At 70.4% G+C, this 15,493-nt stretch carries 15 protein-coding genes and 1 pseudogene; 8 read left to right on the forward strand and 8 right to left on the reverse strand.

Features of this window, described 5'->3' with window-relative positions; genetic code table 11:
• Positions 1–163: 163 nt before the first annotated feature.
• A complete protein-coding gene (locus IMZ35_RS29015) occupies positions 164–694 on the reverse strand; it encodes a MarR family winged helix-turn-helix transcriptional regulator (protein WP_199444401.1) in 531 nt (176 codons plus the stop codon).
• Between the two features lie 89 nt (positions 695–783).
• Here IMZ35_RS29015 and IMZ35_RS29020 point away from each other — a divergent pair, with 89 nt between their 5' ends.
• Positions 784–1,740, forward strand: a complete 957-nt coding sequence (locus tag IMZ35_RS29020; protein WP_199444402.1) for an NmrA/HSCARG family protein — start codon at positions 784–786, stop codon at positions 1,738–1,740.
• Between the two features lie 1,020 nt (positions 1,741–2,760).
• A complete protein-coding gene (locus IMZ35_RS29025; RefSeq protein ID WP_199444403.1) occupies positions 2,761–3,183 on the forward strand; it encodes a hypothetical protein in 423 nt (140 codons plus the stop codon).
• Positions 3,184–3,615: 432 nt separating this feature from the next.
• Here the strand turns inward: IMZ35_RS29025 and IMZ35_RS31585 are convergent, their stop codons facing one another.
• Positions 3,616–3,750 (reverse strand): hypothetical protein, encoded by a 135-nt coding sequence (locus tag IMZ35_RS31585; protein ID WP_267877304.1) that lies wholly within the window; start codon positions 3,748–3,750, stop codon positions 3,616–3,618.
• A gap of 26 nt (positions 3,751–3,776) precedes the next feature.
• Here IMZ35_RS31585 and IMZ35_RS29030 point away from each other — a divergent pair, with 26 nt between their 5' ends.
• Positions 3,777–4,019 (forward strand): hypothetical protein, encoded by a 243-nt coding sequence (locus tag IMZ35_RS29030; protein WP_199444404.1) that lies wholly within the window; start codon positions 3,777–3,779, stop codon positions 4,017–4,019.
• A 194-nt stretch (positions 4,020–4,213) separates the two neighbouring features.
• Here the strand turns inward: IMZ35_RS29030 and IMZ35_RS29035 are convergent, their stop codons facing one another.
• Positions 4,214–5,104, reverse strand: a complete 891-nt coding sequence (locus IMZ35_RS29035) for a helix-turn-helix transcriptional regulator (protein ID WP_199444405.1) — start codon at positions 5,102–5,104, stop codon at positions 4,214–4,216.
• 120 nt (positions 5,105–5,224) lie between these two features.
• Positions 5,225–6,028, reverse strand: coding sequence for an SDR family oxidoreductase (locus IMZ35_RS29040; protein WP_199444406.1), 804 nt, complete (start codon positions 6,026–6,028; stop codon positions 5,225–5,227).
• 553 nt (positions 6,029–6,581) lie between these two features.
• On the opposite strand from IMZ35_RS29040, the gene IMZ35_RS31590 reads away from it, so the two are divergent.
• Positions 6,582–6,704 carry a hypothetical protein gene (locus tag IMZ35_RS31590; protein WP_267877305.1) on the forward strand — a complete coding sequence of 41 codons (123 nt, stop codon included), beginning with the start codon at positions 6,582–6,584 and terminating at the stop codon, positions 6,702–6,704.
• Between the two features lie 133 nt (positions 6,705–6,837).
• Here the strand turns inward: IMZ35_RS31590 and IMZ35_RS32185 are convergent.
• Positions 6,838–7,427 (reverse strand): annotated as a pseudogene (locus tag IMZ35_RS32185) (chemotaxis protein CheB).
• Between the two features lie 492 nt (positions 7,428–7,919).
• The gene (locus IMZ35_RS29050; protein WP_307868993.1) at positions 7,920–8,495 is read right to left on the reverse strand and encodes a TetR/AcrR family transcriptional regulator; all 576 of its coding nucleotides are present in this window, start codon (positions 8,493–8,495) and stop codon (positions 7,920–7,922) included.
• Positions 8,496–8,607: 112 nt separating this feature from the next.
• On the opposite strand from IMZ35_RS29050, the gene IMZ35_RS29055 reads away from it, so the two are divergent.
• Entirely contained in the window at positions 8,608–9,825 is a 1,218-nt protein-coding gene (locus IMZ35_RS29055; protein WP_199444408.1) for an amidohydrolase family protein, read from the forward strand.
• Between the two features lie 431 nt (positions 9,826–10,256).
• Here IMZ35_RS29055 and IMZ35_RS29060 read toward each other — a convergent pair whose 3' ends face one another.
• Positions 10,257–11,924: an alpha/beta hydrolase gene (locus IMZ35_RS29060; RefSeq protein WP_199444409.1), complete on the reverse strand. Its 1,668-nt coding sequence runs from the start codon at positions 11,922–11,924 to the stop codon at positions 10,257–10,259.
• Between the two features lie 618 nt (positions 11,925–12,542).
• On the opposite strand from IMZ35_RS29060, the gene IMZ35_RS29065 reads away from it, so the two are divergent.
• Positions 12,543–12,680, forward strand: a complete 138-nt coding sequence (locus tag IMZ35_RS29065) for a hypothetical protein (protein WP_199444410.1) — start codon at positions 12,543–12,545, stop codon at positions 12,678–12,680.
• 21 nt (positions 12,681–12,701) lie between these two features.
• Positions 12,702–13,124: a hypothetical protein gene (locus IMZ35_RS29070; RefSeq protein ID WP_199444411.1), complete on the forward strand. Its 423-nt coding sequence runs from the start codon at positions 12,702–12,704 to the stop codon at positions 13,122–13,124.
• Positions 13,125–13,942: 818 nt separating this feature from the next.
• Here IMZ35_RS29070 and IMZ35_RS29075 read toward each other — a convergent pair.
• Positions 13,943–14,626 carry an NAD(P)-dependent oxidoreductase gene (locus tag IMZ35_RS29075; RefSeq protein ID WP_199444412.1) on the reverse strand — a complete coding sequence of 228 codons (684 nt, stop codon included), beginning with the start codon at positions 14,624–14,626 and terminating at the stop codon, positions 13,943–13,945.
• Positions 14,627–14,700: 74 nt separating this feature from the next.
• Here IMZ35_RS29075 and IMZ35_RS29080 point away from each other — a divergent pair, with 74 nt between their 5' ends.
• Positions 14,701–15,120 (forward strand): winged helix-turn-helix transcriptional regulator, encoded by a 420-nt coding sequence (locus IMZ35_RS29080; RefSeq protein WP_438816917.1) that lies wholly within the window; start codon positions 14,701–14,703, stop codon positions 15,118–15,120.
• Positions 15,121–15,493 lie beyond the last annotated feature (373 nt).

Consider the following 15,493-nt stretch of genomic DNA (forward strand, 5'->3'; position numbering starts at 1 on the left):
GGCCGTCCCACTCCTCGTCCTCGCTGGTCGAGCCCCACCGAACGGGCTCGCTGTGGCCCGGGTTTCACGAGCGGCGACCGCAGCGCCAGGAGCCGGAGCACGATCCGTGGTGGTCCTGTGTGCTGGGCTCAGCATGGAGATCCGCGCTGTCGACCGGGTTCGCTCAGCTGTCGATGTCCTCGGCGGGTGAGTCGCCCTGCTCCTCAGGTGCGTCCGTCCGCAGGGAGCAGTCACCGGCCTGGTGGGCGTCAAGGCCGCTGAGGATCTTCCGGGTGATGGCGTCGACGGCCGACTGCCCGTCCTGACCCAGGAGCTCGAAGAAAAGTGACTGGACAGCTCGGATGTGCGCGGGGGCGGCCGCGGCGATGAGAGCGAAGCCCTCTTCGGTCAGGACGGCGTCGGGGTAGCGGGTGTGTGCCGAGGTCACGCGGCTGATCAGGCCGCGCTTACCGGTCCGGGCCAGCTGGTGGGACAGGCGGCTCGGCTCCCAGCCGGTGCTCTCGGCGAGGGTGGCTACCGGCAAACGGTGTCCGGGGGCTTCGGAGAGGCGCGCGAGCAGCTCGTACTCGGGTACCGACATGCCGCACTCGCGCTGGAGATGCTGGCGCAGGTGGCGGTCGAGTTCTCGGACCATCCGCAGGTAGCCCCGCCACGTGTCCTGCTGGGTGTCGTCGAGCGAGGTGTCAGCCGTCATGGTGATCAGTCTACAAGCGGGATTGACACGTCAAGCAGATCTTGTCTACCGTCTAGCTTGACACATCAATCTAGAGAAGTGGGCCAACGATGGGCGAGAAGCGCATCATCACCGTGCTGGGTGCGACGGGAAGTCAGGGCGGCAGCGTCGTGCGCGCGATCGCGGCTGATCCCACCGGTGGGTTCGTCGCCCGCGCGGTGACCCGGAACAAGGGGAAGGCCGAGGAACTCCTCGCCTCGGGGGTCGAGGTCGTCGAGGCTGACCTGGACGACGAGGCAAGCCTGCGTCGTGCTTTCGACGGCGCCCACGGTGCGTTCGTGGTGACGAACTGGTGGGAGCCGCCGACCGCGGATTCGGTCTGGACCTCCCGGACCGAACGTGAACGAGGACAGGCCGGGAACGCAGCCCGCGCGGCCGCCGCGACCGGCCTGCGGCACGTCATCTGGTCCACGCTGGCCGACACTCGGCCCTACCTGCCGGACGCTCCCCGCCAGGAAGCCGACTACACCGTGCCGCACGCCGACGGCAAGGCCGAGGCGAACGCGTTCTTCCTCGACGCGGGCGTCCCCACCACCTTCGTCACCGCACCGATGTACTACGAGTCCCTGTTCACCTTCAACGCCCCGCGGCGCGCTGAAGACGGCACCATCGTGCTGGCGATGCCGATCGGCTCCGCCCAGGTGGTCAGTGGCACCGTCGAAGACGTCGGTCGCACCGTGTACGCGATCTTCGGCAGGGGCGACACCCTCGTTGGCCGCACGGTGCCCATCGCGAGTGACCTGTGCGCCGGAGAGGACTTCGCCGCCGGAATTGCCGAGGCGCTCGGCGAACCCGTGCGCTACGTCCCCGTCGACCCGGCCGCACTGGCCCACTCGGGCATGCCCGACTCCGGCGAACTGGCCAACATGTTCCAGTACTTCATCAATGCCGAGAAGGACCTGACGCAGATCGACTTCGACTGGCTGCGGGACCTCAACCCGGGCCTACAGCCGTTCAGCACCTGGGCGTCCGCCAACCGGGACCGCTTCCGGGCACTGAGCCTGTGACATCCGAGGAATATCCGTGAAGAGCCCCGGTGCGGATCTCTACGCACAGCGGGAGCACGCCCGTCGTCGGCTGCGACCGCGGCGCGCGGTGACTGCTGGTAGCAGTCACGTGGGGCCAGGAGACACCACCTCCTGACCGGCCGACGCGGTGAGCGTCTCCACCAGTCCCACGAGATGGTCCTGTGGGGTGGTGGACGCGTTCAGAGCAGAGCGATGGACAAGCACACGGAGCCCCTGGTGGCGGGCGCTGATCTCGACGACCGCGATCCCACCAGGGGCTTCTGCGCCTTCCCGCCACCGCCACGTGCACCCCTGTTGCCCCTGGGCAACTGTTGCTCGGGAGGTGGGAAAGGGCTGCGTGTTGAGCAGCGCCTCCTCCCCCGCGGCCAAGAGCACGTGGCCGTGCACCACGGGCACCGGCCCGGCCCGCACCGTTCGACCTGCCCCGCACCTGCGCGGGGTCCGGCAGCGTCGACACCGTCCGCGACGAAGTCCTCGACCACGCCCGAAGACCGTCGAAGTCGGCGTGGAGCTGCACCGGTGAGGCGGCGGATTCCACGGACTCGACGTCATGGCCCCCGACACGGCCATCGCTCGGGCGGCCGTCGCCCTCGGACACGACTTCCTCGAACGCCCGCTCGCGTGAACCGGGCACCCGGCGATCCGGACCGCGAGGTGGTGCTGCAGCACCACGGGCAGCCGGGCGCGTACTGCTGCCCGTCGGCGGGCCGGGCGACAGTGGCCGCGAATCACCAGCCGGTTGAGACACTGCTCGAACAGGTACCGGGTGGCGCCGTGCGGTTCGACGCCGTGAAACCCGCGCGGGCCGCGGCGGTGGCGGTGGCGAAGTCGGAGGCCACGCGGACCACCTCGTCGGTGCGCAGGGCATGCGGCGTCGGAGGTCGAACTGACCGGCGCCGCGCCGCGCCGCGTCGTGGTCTGCGATGTGCGCCGCGAGGAGCCTCCGCGTGCTGGTCGCAGGAGAATGCGGCCATGAGCAACGGGGGAAGACGTGCCGCGGTGGCGGCGCTGATCGGGCTTGCGGGAAGCCCCGATCACCGCGACAGGGCCGACGCGGGCCGCGGCCTGGCCAGTTTCGCCGAGATGCCGGAGGCCCGGGAGCCGCTGCTGGGACTCGTGCTCGATGCCGGTGACACGTTCGTCACCCGCATGACGGCGCAGGCGTTGCTCAGACGTCAGGACTCGGCCGGGCTTGCCGTGGTGGCCTCTGCTCTGGCCACCGCTGACCTCGACCAGGTCGACTGGATCCACACCGCGGTGCTCGACGTGTTCGGGGTGATCGACCGAGAGCGGGACGCCGCTGTGCGGAAGTGCGAGGCGCTGGAACGCGATGCCGATGAGCGGACGCGCCACGGCGCGAGCCAGTTGACCGCCGTGCTCACCGAGATCACCCCGCTCCTGCACGCCACGCGGAACCACTGATCATCCGACGAGGTGCCGGTGATCGTGCCGCACTGCCAGGCGACGCAGCCGCCGGAGGTACCGGCCGCAGAACCGGCACCACGACGACGGGTGCCGCGCCGTCCCTCCGCTGTGGCAGAACCGAGCGGTGCGGTGCCGACCACCGCTGATCGCGGTGTGACCCGGGGTTGCAGCGGGCCCTGCGGGCCGGCGATGCGATCCGGACGACTCGTTCGGGAGGGGTACCTGGTGGGTCGGAACCAGACAGGGCCCACCAGCCCCTTTCACACGGCGGAGTCGGCGACGAGTCCAACGCCCACCCGGCCGACTCGATCGAGGTCGTGCGCGAGTTCGGGTGACCGGGTGGGCGGCGTGCTCGACTCGAGACCGCCGCTCCGGAGAAGGCACGTCCTCGCGGGTGCGGCCCTGCAGCGCGACGGGATCGGCAGCGGTTCACCGATGGGCGACCGTGGCCGGGCACCCGCTGAGCAGGGGGCGCACGTGCCGGTGCAGAGGTTCGAGGAGGTCGGGGTGTTCGGCGGCGCGGTGGATCAGGGCGGCGGCGCCGGTGGGGCGCACTGCGCACATCACCGCACCACTCCGTCGAGGTGGGCGTGTTCACCGCGGCGGAATCGGCGGCGTTCCTGCAGGCCCGGCTGGCCCTGGACCCGACGCTGGCCTCCGGTGCGGAGGAGTTGGCCGCCGATCTGGGGCACTTGCCCCTGGCCCTGGCGCAGGCGGCCGCCTACCTCACCGACCGCGAGCTGTCCTGCGCGGCTTACCGTCGCCGCTTCGCCGATCGGCGGCGCACTCTGGCAGAGCTGAGCACCGCTTCGCAGTCGCTGCCAGCGCGATGACCCGCCCCGAGGGACTCGTCGGCGTGGTGAGCGAAGTGGTGACGGTCCAGGTGATGCGGACGTCGCCGTGAGAGGTGGACCGCTCGTAGTCGCGCACGTTCCCCGATCACTGGAAAGGCCTTCCCCACGTGGGCCCGGCGCTCTCGCCGATCGCTCAGCGCCGACACAGACGAACTGAAAAAAGGGTCGGAACATCAGCTGAGCGCTTGACCCCCGGTCGCCAGCCCCTCCTGACCGGCCGCCCACGAAGCCAGCAGGACCAGACCGTCCGCGGCCGCCGTGCCGGCGGGCGCGGTGTAGACGGTCAGGAGAAGGCCGGGTTCGGCGGCCAGTTCCATCGACTCGACGTCCAGGTCGAGCTGGCCCACTACCGGATGGTGCACACGCTTGCGTCCGGACCGGTGGAGCCGAACGTCCTGAGATGCCCACCGCTGCCGAAACAGTTCACTGCGTGTTGACAACTCACCGACCAGGGCGATCAGCTCCTCGTCGTGCGGATTGCGACCGGCTTCCATGCGCAGCTTCGCGGCCACATCGCAGGCGATCCTGTCATAGTCGACGAAGAACGTTTTCGCCGCCTCGGGATCTAGATACACGAACCGCGCGGTGTTCGCAGGCCGTCGCGTGTCGGCCAGCACCGGTGAATACAGCGCGCGGGCAAGTTGATTCGTGGCCAGCACGTCATAACGGCCGTTGCAGATCCACGCCGGTGCGTCGGTGATGGCGTCGAGCACCTGCTGAAGCGCCGGACGCACCGTCACGGCGGGGCGCAGGCGGCGTGGAGCGCCGGGCGCCCTGGACTGCCGCGCGAGGTGGAACAGGTGATCGCGCTCGGCCTCGTCGAGTTGCAAGGCGGAGGCCAGCGCGTCGAGCACCCCGTCGGAGGCACCGGTGAGGCTGCCGCGCTCCATACGCACGTAGTAGTCGACCGACACCCCTGCTAGTAGAGCCACCTCTTCGCGACGCAGACCTGTGACCCGGCGGTTGCCGCCGTAGGCGGGCAGTCCGGCCCGCTCGGGCGTGATCCGCGCGCGACGCGAGCTCAGGAATTCCTTGATCTCAGTGCGCAGGTCGATCGTGGCCACCCCTTCACCATAGGTCCTGTTCGCAGGCGAAGGGAGTTACTGCTGGCATCCCCCGTCGAGACCCGACTCGGAGCAGTTCACGAGGGCCTCTCGGCCGCTGGCAAAGCCTCGCGCCGACGCTCAGGTACCCGATGCGGTCGTGGCGGTGCCGCCGTCGACCGGGACGACGGCGCCCGTCAGGTACGACCCGGCCCGGCTAGCGAGGAAGACGGCGACACCCGCCATGTCGTCGTCGCGGCCGAGCCTGCGCAGAGGGGCCTTCGCCGCGATCGTGTCGCCGATGGCGTCGATCGTGGCCGCCATCATCTGCGACGGGAACACTCCCGGGGCTACCGCGTTCACCGTGATGTGCTGTGGACCCAGTTCCCTGGCAAGCACCCTGGTGAGTTGATGGAGTGCCGCTTTGCTGCTGGCGTAGGAGTAGTTGGGCGCCTCGGCGACGTGGATGGCGGCGATACTGCCGATGTTGATGATCCGCGCGGGATCATCGGCGGCGCCCGCCCTGCGCAGTGCGGGCAGCAGCGCCTGCACCAGCCAGAACGGCGACTTGAGGTTGAGGTCGATCACTGCGTCCCACGCCTCGGCCGGAAACGTCTCCAGCGGCTCGCGCCACATCGCTCCCGCGTTGTTGACGAGGACGTCCAGGCGTTCAGAGTCGGCCTTGACCAGATCAGCCAGGCGCCGGCACTCGTCGTACCTGGACAGATCAGCGGGGATTGCTCGAACGTCGCCGAATTCGGACAGCAGACGCTGCGCCTCCGCGCACGCGTCTGCCTTGCGTGAGCTGACGACGACGCGGGCGCCCGCCTGCAGAAGGCCGCGCGCGATCATCATCCCAATGCCCCTGGTGCCGCCAGTGACAAGTGCGTACTTCCCACTCAGATCGAAAAGATCCGCGTGAGTGGTGAACCGGTTGTCCGCCATTGGTCTTCGTCCATTCTACCGTGGAGAGCACGTGCCGACACAGTCGCGCGTCCGGTGCAGCCGAATCACACTGATGGGGGGTGAAGCTGCCGCTCGTGTTCGTGAAGTGTTGTCAGCGCTTTTGTTCAGGTTCCCGGGACGGATTCTCGGGCGGCCGCCGGGCGCGCCTCACGTGGATCCTCATCTTCCTCCGTGCAACCGGGAGCCGACTCGAAAAGGGTGACAGGCGTCCTGGACGTCTGGGAGACCCTGGTGGTACAGGTACTGCGAGAGCCTCCCTCCAGCGAACCTCTTCCATCGCGGTCGGCGGCGGTTCTCCACGTGGGATCGCCGACACCCCGGGTCGAGACGTCTGCACGGCCGAGTCGCTCCCGTGGCACCTGCGTCGATCCGAACCGGAGACCCCCACCGCGCCGTCGCCGAACTCGTCCCCTCCTCGACGACGTCGAACGACTCCTCGGCCCGACACACACCCACAGCCGAACCGTCCGCTCCAGCCCGGAGCACTGGAAGAAACGTCTGCCCCGACCTCCGAAGCCGCCACCGTCCAGCGGTGCCCCGCACCAGACGCATTCGTCCTGGGCGCAGCGGCCTTTCCCGACCGGGCTGGCCGTACTCGGTCGACGAGGAGACGCAGGCGTTCCTGACCGGCCCGGCCCACCCCGGCGGCTCCTGACCCGGACCCGGTTGTCGGTGCCCGCCCCTGTCCTGCCCGATCATGAACGACAGGCAACTGGTGCTGCAGCCGCGCGGCGGCCCGACGCACAACGGCCCGGTCAACTTCGACCACTCCGTCCGCCGCGACGAACTCATCGCCGATTGGCTCCTCGGTTGCAACCGCGCCGGTGAGCTCCCAGCGCCACCGAGCAGGTCGTACCCGCCTGCGCGCCGGTGCCGCGCCCGGTGAGCACCACCGCCAGCGCACGCGGCCCGCACGTCACCGCCAGGGTGGCCAGCAGCAGATCCGCCGACGGACGCGCCGGAGACAGCGCACCGGAGTCCGGCAACCCGATCCGGGTGCTGGGAGCCACGATCAGGTGATGGGCCTCGGGTGCCACCAGCACCGTCCCCGCGGCCAGCTCGTCGTCGTCGGCGGCGGCGCGCACCCGCAGCGCGGTGCGGCCGGCCAGGATCTCGCCAGATGGCTGGTCCGGTCCGGGCTCTGGTGCAACGCCACCAGCACCGCTGCGGGCAGATCCGCTCGTAGCGGCGCCAACACCCGGGTCAGGGCATCCAGGCCGCCGCCGGAGGCCACCAGCGCCACCACCGGAAAGTGCAACGCAAACGCACGATCCCCGCTCACCGCGGACGCTCCTGGCCCGGTGGCGGCTGACCGGTTCGGTTCAGCGCGGCAGCCAGCGCGCTCCCGCCGCTGCGGCTGGCCGGTGCGGTGTGCCACCGCACCCGCCAGCTCCGGTGTGCCCGACGTCCTGCACAGCAACTCGATCCCCGGCAAATCCCGAAGATCTCCGCACCAGCACCGTCACACCGGTGCACGACCAGGACTCCGCCGGGAAACCGCGCACCCCACCCCACGACCGCCTCGTCGGGCCGGTGCACCACGCAGGTGCCGCGCTGGAGCGTGGGCGGCGGGCAGACAAGCGCCGCAGTGACACCGGCCAGCGCAGCGCCGGACGCCACGACGCCGAGCATTCGAGCCCCTCGTGGTGAACACGCCCTCGCTGAGGCAGACGCTGAACAGCCCGCCGCAGCCAGAACGCCTGCGGAGACGGCCGGCCCGGCGAAGGCGGGTCTCGGCGGTGGGCTCCGGAGACCGGACCGCGTGTTCGGCGGGTGCCTCGCCCGGAGCGGACCGCCCCATATGACCCTACGACCACGCCGACCGCAGTCGCTCTCCCCACCTCCCCGTGCGCGTGGTCACGGAGGCGCTTCACACTTCACGCCATCCCTGTTCCAGCAGGTCGAAGACGACGTCAAGAGCGGCACGCGGATCGGGTTCCGCGCCGGCGAGGTCCGGGATCGTCAGGACGTAGCGGGCAAGGGCCCGGATGTCCATCTCGCTCGCAGACCTACCGCACTCGGCGGCGATGGCCTCCGAGAGCACGTCCTGACCGCGAAGCCACAGCTTGAGCTGGTAGCCGCGCAAGGCGGGGGTGTTGACGACCAGCTCAGTCCTGCGGCGGAACTCCACCGAGGGGTCGCTGCGGAACGGCCCGCGGCCCGCGAGGAACTCCCGCAGCGCTCGCAGGATCGTCTGCCCCGCTGGGCGATCACGAACGGCGGCGACCAGAGCGGCCGCGCGTTGGGTGCCGTCGTCGAAGATCAGGGATTCCTTGCCGTCCGGGAAGTGACTGAACACGGTGCCCAGAGCCGTGTCGGCGGCCGCGGCGATCTCGGCCACGGTCACGTTGTCGTATCCGCGCTCCAGGAAGAGCGTCATCGCCGCCTCTGCGAGCGCTTGACGCGTCTGTGCCTTCTTGCGTTCCCTGCGCCCCACCGTCTCCACGAGACGAAGCATAGGTCGCCTGAACCGATCATAAACTTGAAATCATTCTAAGTTTGATATGATTCTAGTCGATGGTCGCCGCGGCGACGAGGCGCTGAGACAGGAGTGGCACATGAGGACTGCGATCACCAACGCGCGCGTGTTCGACGGCGAGCGGGTGCTCGACGCCGACACCGTCGTGATCGACGGCGGCGTCATCATCTCGGTCGGTGCCGTTGCTCCACCGGGAAGCGAGATCGTCGACGCCAGAGGCAGCACCCTGCTGCCGGGACTGTTCGACGCTCATGTGCACACCAGCGAGGAGGCACTGGCTCTGGCGTTGCGGTTCGGGGTCACCACGGAACTGGAGATGCAGGGTGCCCACACCAAGCCCAACCGGACGCACATCACCGCTGACGACGGTGTCGCCGACGTCCGATCAGCGGGGTTCGGGATCACGCCACCCGGCGGCCATCCCAGCGAACTGTTCCCCGAGGACTTCCGTCCCGGCGGCGGACGCCGCCCCGTCGGCGAGATCGTCCAACCCTTCTCGACCACACCGGAACAAGCAGCCGGCTTCATCCCACGACTGGTCGAGACCGGGTCCGACTACATCAAGTTCATGATCGACGACGGCAGCGTCGAGGGTCACCCCGGCCTTCCGACGCTCGACCGGGCAACCGTGACCGCAGGCGTCGCGGAGGCCCACAGGCACGGCATGCTCACCGTCGCCCACACCCTCACCGTCGAGGCGACCAGGATGGCGATCGACGCGGGCATCGACGGGCTGGTCCACCTGTTCGTGGACCAGCCGCACACCGACGAACTCGTTGACCTCATCGCGGCCTCCGGTGTCTTCGTCGTGCCCTGCGTGGTGCTCAACGCGTCCATGATGGGCATCACCGGCGACGCCCTCGCCGACGACGTGCGCGTGTCCTCACGTCTCGACGCCGCCTGGAACGAGACCCTCCGCAGCAGCTTCAACCGCTATCCGCAAGGCAAGCTCGACGACGTGCTCCGCTCCGTCGGAGCACTGCACCACGCGGGCGTCGACCTCCTCGTCGGCACAGACGCCTCCATGCCGCTGCCGTTCCTGGGAGGTCTGGCCCACGGCGCCAGCGTCCACCAAGAACTGCAGCACCTCGTTCAGGCGGGCCTGTCCCCCACCGACGCGCTGGCAGCAGCCACGTCGGCTCCCGCACGCCGCTTCGGCCTCCACGACCGCGGCCGCATCGCCGAGGGCAAGCGCGCCGACCTCCTCCTGGTGGACGGTGACCCGACGACGACGATCTCCGACACCCTCAACACCCGTGAGGTCTGGCGCCGCGGAACTCGCCTCGGCACGGCCTGAACCGCCCCCGGCCTGGTGAGGGGCTCCGACGAGCCCTGGGTTCCGCGGAGCCGGGTCGCCGGACCGTCGTGCCGATGTCATCGAGGATGAGGCCGGCACGCGCGGGAGTCATCCGCCGGAGTTCCGTCGCGAAGTCCTCGCGGTACCGGCGGGACGAGAAGGGGAAGTCTCCCCGGACGCAGATGCCGGTCAGACTCCGCAACCCGCACCACCACCGGGTGAGCACCTCTCCCACCCCGCACGGCCACCCCCCACCCGGGCGGACCCCGCAGGGCGGCGATCGGGCAGGCGGGCAGTGCGCCACTCGCCTCCCCGCCCGACCGCCTGGAGGCCGCACCGGAGGGAGAAGCACCTGCCCGGGGAGAGACTCCGGCACGAGCGGACACGGGCGGTGTCGGACGAAGTCAGGCACCGCCGTTGCTGTTACCCGGTCAGCCGAGCGGCAGCTTCGGGTAACGGGTGGTGAGTGCTTGCAGCTGTTCGGCGAGCGAGCCGGCGGACTTGTCGGAACGTGCCGGTTGCCCGTCGGCCGGCACCTCCGGTCGTGGTGCGCCCGCGCAGGTGGATTCCCCGGGCGGCAGGGTGCCGCGGATGAGGTACTCGTCGACCTGTGCGGTGACGCAGGGGTTGGCGACGTAGAGGCCGTGGCTGCCGTCGTCCACCACGGTGATCAAGTGAGCGCGGAGCTTCCTCGCCATCGCCGGGCCGCCCTCGTAGTGCGTCGCGGGGTCGAACTCGGCCTGCAGCACCAGGCCGGGCCGGCCGCCCCGGCGCTTGACGTCCACGGGTCGCTCCGGCGGGGTGAAGCTGCGGAACGTGCACGGGGTGGGCGCCGCGGACATCGCTCCTTCGCCGTGGGGGTACTTCTCGCGGAAGATCTTCATCTGCTGGTAGTAGTGGTTGAGATCCGTGGGCCAGTCCCGTTCGCAGGTCACCGCTTCGTACACGCCGATGGCGGTCTTCGGCTCGGCGGTCCGCGCCACGACCTCGAGCGCCGCGGCGGCGTCGGGTGAGAGCTCGCCGTTCTCCAGCGCTTCCCGGAACCGGACGAGGAGCTCGGCGAGGACGTCCCAGCTCGGCCTGCTCGGGGCGTGCACGCCGACGATCCACCGATCCAGCACGTCACCGTCGACCGAGGTGACCTCCGGCGGGCCGCCGTCCAGGGGAACCGGCGTGCGCTCCAGTTGTCCGTGCAGCTTCTCCAGCGTGGCCCGGACCTCGTCCGCCGTCCTGCCGAGTCCGTAGGTGCCGTCGCGCTGTGCGGCCCAGGCCGTCCACGCGTCGACGCTGGCCCCGATCGCCATCGCCTGCCTCCTGCTGGCTTCGTAGTAGGACCAGTCGGGGTGCATGGAGGAGTCGAGCACGCTGCGGTCGAGCTTGCCCGGGAACAGGCTCCCGTAGACGGCGCCGAGGTAGGTGCCGTACGACACGCCGTAGTAGTTGATCCTCCGCTCGCCCATCGCGGCACGAATGACGTCCACGTCCCGTGCGGTGTTGGCGGTGCTGATGTGCTTGCGCAGGTCACCGCCTGCGCGCTGACACATCTGTTCCTGCTGGCGCACCTGTTCAGCGATCACCGCCAGCTGCGCGTCGGTCGGTCGGCTCGGCCGGTCAGGAGCCCGGTCGGGGACCTCGCACCGCAGTTCGTCCTTGCTGAACCGCGTGCCTCTGGGGTTGAAACCGATGACGTCGAAGCTCTCCGCCACGGCGGACAGCCCGGCGAACCCCTTGGGGAAGAACACGCCCGAGACGCCGGGACCTCCTGGATTCGTCAGCAGGACGCCCTGTCGTTCCGCCGGGTTCTTGGCCTTGACCCTGGTCGCGGTGATCTCGAGCGTGCGGCCGCCCGGATCGCGGTAGTCCACGGGCACCAGGACCGTGCCACAGTCCATCCCGGACCACTGCTCCTTCCAGAAGTCGGCGGGGAAACCGGTTGGCACCGGTGGGTCGCACGGGGCCCACGTGATCCGCTGGTCGTAGAACCGGCTCAGGCCGGCACCTGCCTGCTCGCCCCCTGCCACGGGGGTGATGAAGCCCAGCAGTGCCCCCGTGACCACCACGGTGCCCAGCACCCTGATGGATCGATGTCGCTTCCGCATAGCCGCGTCTCCGTCCTGGTCGATCTTCTGCGAACCGGGCGAAGCTATCGACGGTGAGATATCGGCCAGATAAGCGTCCGCGCGAACGTGAACGGAGAGCGTCCGGCCCGGACAGCGGTCCGCACGCCGGCAAGGCCGACAACGCAGTGAGCCGTTCTCATCGTGACGGCGCAGGTCACGTCGTGGACTGAGCGGTGGAGAGCGTGGTGGGCGAGGCTCCTGGCAGGACAGCGGTCGACCACCATCCAGTGCCCCCGACCGGGAGCCTCGCCGTGCTGGCCCACCCCGCCGCGATCCCGCTGCCCGACCACACCCCCGTCCGCCCGGGCGACCTGATCCGCGCCGAGCGCGTGCGACGCCGATCCCGGCGACGATCCCGGTGGCGGTGCCCGGAGCCCGGCCGTCAGGCGCTGCTGCTGCCCACCTGCGCGACGACCAGTGGCGCGTGCCGTCCCGACCCCGACCACCACCCACCCACCCGCACGCGGCCAGAGGTCCCGCCACCGGAGGTCACCACAGCGCGGCACACCGCGACGGCCGGGGGGGCCACGACGCCGAGCACCGCGCTGCTCAGCGTGGCCAGCGCGGAGGCCCGCCTGGGCACCGGTGCCGCGGCCGGTGAGCGCCACCGCCAGCGCCGAGGGGGCCGGTACCGGCGGGGTGCTGCGGGCGGTGCCGGTGGCGGTGCCGAACACCCGCAGGCCGCTGTTCGCCGACGCGCACACCCACCGCATCTGGCATGCTGCTGCGTCGTGACACCACGACGCAGAAAGGACGATGCCGCGTAGACGGCCGTCCCAGCTCCACGCCCGCGCCCGCCGACCCAGCTGGCAGCACCACACCCCCGCACCACCAGGACTGCCACGAGGCTCCAGCCACCTCGCCGCGGCGATCACCCGACTGGAACACCAGCGCCTGTACCCCGGCGCCGTGACCGCCGCCCTGCGCGCCTGGTCCCGCACCGCACGCAGCCCGCGCCGCGCCCGCTCCGGCGGGTGCGGCTGCCCGCTGTGCCACCCCGGACACCCCAGCGACGAACGAGGCGTCCTCGAACTCGCCCTGCACGCCCTCCCCGCACGAGCCGCCCGCGAACTGCGCACCGTCCTCGACCCCCTCGACGAGCACTACCGCACACGCAGCCACCCCGACCCCCACGTGTCCGCCGACCACCCCTGGTGGGCCCGACGAACCTGGCGATGACACCCACCCACACACCAGCCGTCCTGCCCCAGGGGCTGCTTCACGACCCGGTCCAGCAGGCCGGTACGGCCTGCTGGACCGGCCTGCAGGACCGGGTCGAGGGCCACCGAGTGCTGCTTCTCTCCGCTGACGACCAGCGCCGCACCGCGGTCGGCCACCACCGTGCGGTACACAACAGCCCGTCACGGCCGGGCCCCGCTGACCACGACCCGGCCAGCAACGGACAGCAGGTGGGCACCTCGAGGTGTGTACCGGTGAACAGCACGCCACGGCTGGGGTGATGAACAGCGACGCAGACGTCCGCACGACGCGTTGCCGGCGCGGTGGGAGCCGGTGCCGCTGCACATCCTGTTCCGCGCGGTCCTGCCGCCCCTCCCCCCGCGGTGGTTGCTGCCGCGGTTGCAGATCCCGGCCGACATCCAGCCGGTGACCACGCGGAACTCGCAGGCGGAGGGACGGCTGGTCCTGGTCACGAGATCATCAGCCGCACCGATGGACCGGATGACGCGCATCACCCGTGGTCGGGGTGGTCGGTGCGGGGCCGCCCGGAGAACTGGGACAGCGTTCGAGGACCACGACGCGGTGGCTGCGTCCACCCGGGACCGCGGCCAGCAGTTGGCCCACGGGTCCGTACCCGAGGATCGCGGCACCACCCGTCCCTGCTTCGTCCTTGTTCACCGCGCTCTCGTCGTCGATCACGGACTTCGAGGCGAGCGCGCCGAAGACGCGTCACCTCCGACGGTTTTTCCGGAGGTCATGAAGAAATGGCCGGGAGAACGCTCCTCGGCCATTCCGAAACGAGTCGGGGGATCTTCTGCTCAGTGACCGAGGTTGACCTGCGCGCGGTGGTGTTCGTGCTTTTCGATCAAGTCGACGAAACCGAGGGCGTAGTCCGGTGCGGAGATCGCACCGCCTTCGGGGTCGACCGCGACGTCGTCGCCGAGTCGGTACCGGCCGAGCCGCTCGCCGGGCATCTTGGCGCCGAACCTGAGCGCCGGGCTCACGAACACCCAGTCGAGCGACGCGGGCGCGGCGGGGAGGTCTTCGAGAACGATCGCCGCCCCGGCGCGGATCTCGTCGTGCAGTTCCGCGGGGATGTGGCTGAGGTCGGTGATGAAGCGGTCCGCTCCAGGTGCCGGACGCAGCGTCGAAGCACCGCCGACGACGAACAGGGGCACGCCCGCGGCGCCGGCCAGACGCATGATGGTGCGGTAGGCGTCGCGGAAGACGGCGGCCAGCGGTCCGCGCGGAGCGATCGCGCCCACGACGACGTCCGCGCCTCGCACGGGCGCCAGGAGCGTCGCTTCGTCGGTGACGTCACCGACGACGTGGACCACGTTCGGAATTCGTTTTTCGGGGAGCGAGCGGCTCAGCGCGGTGACCTGGTGACCGCGAGCGGCGGCCTCCGCGACAATGGCCGAGCCGGCATAACCGGTGCCACCGATGACAGTAATGCGAGACAACAGTTGCCTTCCTTCGAAAGCCGGAGCGTCGGACGACACTTCGGTTATCGTAGGAGGGCGACTCTCCCACAGGAAGAAGGCACTTCGTGGTAACCCACCAGGCCGGGCCGGTGCTGCACGGCAGCCCCTACCGCGCGGACTGCCCGACTCGCCGGATCATGGATCGTGTCGGAGACCGGTGGACGGTGCTTGTCGTCGTCGCGCTCTCCGACGGCAGCGCCCGATTCTCAGAGCTGAACCGGCGCATCGAGGGCATTTCGAAGAAGATGCTCACCCAGACCCTCCGCGGACTCGAACGCGACGGCCTCGTGCACCGCACCGTCCACTCCGAAGTCCCGGTCCGCGTCGAGTACACGCTCACCGAAGCGGGTGACAGCCTGCGCGAGCCCCTGCACGCGTTGCAGCGGTGGTCGATCGCACACGGCGATGTCGTCTCGGCGGCGCAGGAGGCGTACGACCGCATCGAACGCGATCAGCAGCACCGCCCGCACACCCGGTCGTCGCCGGGCTCACCGGCGCGCTGGGCGAGGTGACGCCGATCCGCCCCACCGGAGAGCACGTGGCGGTCGAACGCGGCTGGGCAGACCACCACCAGCAGCAGCACCTGCCTGGCCGCGGGGTGCTGGCCGGGGGGTGCTGGTCGCGGGGTGCTGGTCGCGGTGCGGCGACCTCGGCTTCGGTGAGCACCGCGCGGCCTCGCCCGACAGCACCTGCTCGACGAACGCCCGGAGGTCCCGGCGGCGCCGGGTGCCGTGGACGGCCGGCACGACCACGCCGCCGACCGCCGACCAGGCCGGCACCGACGGCATCATCGACCCCGCGCTGTGCGGGTGGACGCGCGAACAGAGCACAGAGGACGACCCACCTGCGCCTGGCCGGCCCCGCCATCGCACAACAACGACCGGC

It is taken from the genome of Umezawaea beigongshangensis (genome assembly GCF_016464305.1).
Classification (GTDB): domain Bacteria; phylum Actinomycetota; class Actinomycetes; order Mycobacteriales; family Pseudonocardiaceae; genus Umezawaea_A; species Umezawaea_A beigongshangensis.